The following is a 3,576-nucleotide window of genomic DNA, read 5'->3' on the forward strand; positions in this document are numbered from 1 at the left end:
GCACTGGCTGGTGTGAAAGTGATGAACAAAGTCATAGGACTGGGTATGCCTATTCGCCAGAGGGTCAATTAATACCAGGAACCCTTTTAGGAAAAGGCATACCTAAGATTGGTGGGTCGCCTTGAACACTGTTAATTGCTCGAAATTGAATCAAATGCTAAAATCTAAGGTAAGGACATCCTTATAAGTAACTACATAGTGTCACCTGAAACGTTTATTTTGTATTCATTAGCTGGTTTTTCTGTTGCGACTTTAATGCTCGTAGCAGTAGGTTGTTTCGCCATCAGGCAAGATAAAAACAAACAACCTAATAAATAACACAGTTATAAACAACTTACCCTTGAGGGACACTCCCTCAAGGGCGTGTGTTCCTCTAAATTTAGAGAGAAACACACGAACAATGATGCTTGGCCACATGGCATTAGTTCAATATCTCCAGAACTTCCCAATGCGTCTTATCTGTCGTCTGCAACTAGGGTGAAAACTATGCTAAATATTGATGATCCTACACAAACCGAACGAACTCATGCGTTATGGCGACTAGGCTTTAGACCTTTTTTTCTTGGGGGAGCAATATTAGCTGCGTTATATATCCCTTTGTGGTTACTAACTTGGTTTACTCCTCAATATAGTTTTTTTCCTTCATCTTTTTGGAGTAAAGTATTGCCCCTATGGTGGCATCCACATGAAATGTTGTTCGGTTTTGCAATCGCAATTGTCTGTGGTTTTTTACTTACTGCGGTTCAAAATTGGACAAATCAACCCACATTAAAGGGATGGCCACTTGCGTTGACCTTTAGTTGCTGGTTGCTGGCACGATTATTACTGTTACTCCCTATTCAAGTTCCACTAATTTTGCCGGCATTATTTGATTCATTGTTCCTTGGTATGGCAAGCCTTACCCTATGGCGCTGCATTTATAAGGTGAAGCAATGGCGCAATATTGGTTTTCCGATTATGTTGTTTGCAGCACTCGTGATTAACAATGTCAGCTATTACGCTTTATTTGAACGCGACTTCATCCTTGCCAATCAAATTTGGCAGGCCATGTTATGGTGGTTAGCCTTACTTATCACCATAGTTGGTGGGCGTGTCATTCCATTCTTTACCGCGATGCGCATTAAGGCCACTAAAGCAGATCCCTTAACTTGGGTTGAATACCCGCTGATCCTGACGATGATCTTGCTCGTCATTCAATCACTCATCCACCTTATACCTCAGGAAGTCGAGCGAGGCTTACTACTCATTACAGGGCTCTTGCATCTAGTCCGATTTGTACGCTGGTTACCCCATAAAACACTGACGGAACCTATGCTGTGGTCCTTGCATCTTGCCTATTTAATGTTGCCACTTAGCCTGTTAGCCATGAGTTGGTATCTCGATAATGAATATGCCTATCGCAGCCTGCTTCACCTATTTGCTATTGGTTGTATGGCTACCCTGTGTCTTTCGATGATCTCCAGAGTGTCACTCGGGCACACAAGTCGAAATATTTATGAAGGCCCGAAAATGATCTTAGCATTTATCTGCCTACCATTAGCGGCACTGCTCAGGGCATTGATGCCCATCTGGTTTCCGGCCCATTCCCAAGTATGGTTATGGTTGGCTGGCACTTGCTGGTTTATGGCATTTGCACTGTTTGTATGGCACTATTTGCCAATACTCTCTCGCCCTCGTATTGATGGGCGCCCAGGTTAATATTGATGTTATGACAAAAGGTTACAAAGTGAAAACTTATTTTAAAACAGTTACATTGCTAAAATTGATTTGCTTGTTCGTCATCACTACATGTACATCTGTAGCGGCTTCCGATACTAGCAATCAACAAAAATATCCTAACCAATATCAATCTTGGCAAGCCACCTCTGAACAAGTTGAACGCGAGGATATGCTCGCCAATTATCCCGCCAGCATCATACTCTGGGCAGGATCTTCCTATGCCAAAGAGTACCATAGCCCACGTGGACACCATTTTGCCGTTGCCGATGTGACGCATACTTTACGTACGGGTACGCCACCTAAAGCAGGAGAGAATGGGTTATCCGCCAGTTGTTGGACCTGCAAGACACCGGATGCCCCTAGATTGATTGAACAACTGGGATTTGAAGGATACTCCGCTAAAAACTTTACCGATCTGGGCAAAGAGATCCAAAGCGTAGTGTATTGCAGTGACTGCCATGAATCTGGCACTCATAAATTAGCCTTACCTCGCCCTCATGCGCAAGATGCGATGGCTAAAATTCATCTGCCATTCGATAAACAAGATATTAATATGCAAGGTGCGCAGGTTTGTGGTCAATGTCATGTCACTTACTATTTCCGTCCGGAAAAAAGTAATGTTGTCAACATTCCCTGGATATTTGGCAATACCGCTGATGATATTGAAAAATACTATGACACTCGCCGCTTCTTCGAATGGATCCATCCTCTTTCGAAAACGCCCATACTCAAAGCACGTCATCCTGAGTTTGAACACTGGAGTCGCAGTAAACATGCCGAAGTCGGTGTCACTTGCATTACCTGTCATATGCCTACCCAGCAGGATGCAAAAGGTGTTGAATTTACGAGCCATAAAGTTGATAAGGCCTTACCGCACTTTGATAGTAGCTGCAGCGGCTGCCATAGCAGCAAAACCAAAATCGAAACTAAACTCGCGGCGAATAAGTTAACTATTGAAACAAAAGCCCGCGAAGTGGAAGCTTTACTCGTCAAGGCTCATTACGAAGCCAAAGCAGCATGGGATGCCGGTGCTAAATGGGATAATATGAATGAGCCCATTATGGCGATACGACACAGTCAGTGGCGCTGGGACTTTGCCATGTCTTCACATGGTTTGTATGCACATAATCCACAAGAAGGTAAGCAGCTTTTAGATAAAGCCATTGAACAAGCGAACGAAGCACGTCATCTGCTCGCTGGAATATTGAAGCAACTTAACGTTACTCAAGTTAGCTATCCAGATATCAGTACTAAGGAAAAGGCCCATCAAGCAATAGGGTTAGTTGAGACTGATTTAATTAAAGAAAAACAAAAGTTTATTGAGAATGATGTTAAGAAACACTGGCAACCAGTTAGTCAATATGGTTATTAGTGAGATTTAGTATTGCTAGTAGGGCGTTCGGAATTCAGCATCAGGCTAAAATTAAATGTCTAAGCATGCTGTCTAAACGCCCTTTAATGTATTAGTTCAGACTAGATCTGACACATCGTCTTCAAAATATGAGAGTTGGAGACTATAAAAGGCTATTTATTATAACGACACACGGTTGCTGTACATGAGCATAAACTGCCTCATGGCAGGCTTCCAATCTCGTAGTGGCATTGTCCACTTTTTAGCAATCTGGTGTAAAGCCAGATACAGCAACTTCGGCGTTTTTCAAGCTAGTTGTCACCATCGACCGTTTTAAGCGGCCTTTTTTTCCACTTCTTTAACTGACTCTTTTTCCGGATTCAGTGTTGTCGGTCGGCTTTGTTTCCTAAATCGATTCAGCGAGCAAAGCTCCTCATAATCGTTTGAATATTAAACTACACGGTAAGTTTCAGGCATGCCTAGCCCAGTGAGTTTGTTCAACGCCT

General features: G+C 42.9%; 2 protein-coding genes. Both read left to right on the plus strand.

Annotated elements, in window-relative coordinates; genetic code table 11:
- Positions 1-486: 486 nt before the first annotated feature.
- Positions 487-1,698 carry an NnrS family protein gene (locus KV201_RS22270; RefSeq protein WP_226060642.1) on the plus strand — a complete coding sequence of 404 codons (1,212 nt, stop codon included), beginning with the start codon at positions 487-489 and terminating at the stop codon, positions 1,696-1,698.
- Positions 1,682-3,091 carry an ammonia-forming cytochrome c nitrite reductase subunit c552 gene (locus KV201_RS22275; protein ID WP_226060643.1) on the plus strand — a complete coding sequence of 470 codons (1,410 nt, stop codon included), beginning with the start codon at positions 1,682-1,684 and terminating at the stop codon, positions 3,089-3,091. The genes KV201_RS22270 and KV201_RS22275 overlap by 17 nt, the downstream gene beginning before the upstream one ends.
- Positions 3,092-3,576 lie beyond the last annotated feature (485 nt).

It is taken from the genome of Shewanella sp. SR1 (assembly GCF_020447145.1).
Lineage (GTDB): Bacteria > Pseudomonadota > Gammaproteobacteria > Enterobacterales > Shewanellaceae > Shewanella > Shewanella baltica.